Source organism: Parafrankia sp. Ea1.12, from assembly GCF_900465275.1.
GTDB classification, from domain to species: domain Bacteria; phylum Actinomycetota; class Actinomycetes; order Frankiales; family Frankiaceae; genus Parafrankia; species Parafrankia soli.
The window spans coordinates 1-349 of record NZ_UBIZ01000726.1 but is presented as its reverse complement, the minus strand read 5'-3'; the positions used below and the strand labels follow the sequence as shown (position 1 = coordinate 349).

Here is a 349-nt window from a genome sequence, read left to right as displayed (position 1 = left end):
CTCGGCCCGACACGGGCCCCGCCCCGCGGGCAAACGCGCAGGTCACCGCCCAAATCGGGGTTCTGGAGCCCCACAGGGTCCATTTCTGTGTGATCAGGCGGCGGTGCCACCGCAGGACGGTGCCGGGCGTGACCGCCGGTGCGTTCGCAGTGCCTTGGGGAGAAGTCGGATCAGGGCGGCGAGCACCGCCCGGTCCGCCCAGTCCCACCGGGGCTTGGGCTGGGTACGGCGCAGCACCGCAACCTCATGCCGCAGCACCAGCAACTCGATGTCCTTCGACGCCGACGAACGACCGAGGAGAACCAGCCAGCCACACACCCGCACGAAGATCAGATAGAGCAGGCGTACG

General features: G+C 69.3%; 1 pseudogene. It reads right to left on the bottom strand.

From position 1 onward, the window contains the following. Positions 1 to 76 precede the first annotated feature (76 nt). Positions 77 to 349 (bottom strand): annotated as a pseudogene (locus FMEAI12_RS35985) (transposase); the annotation flags it as partial.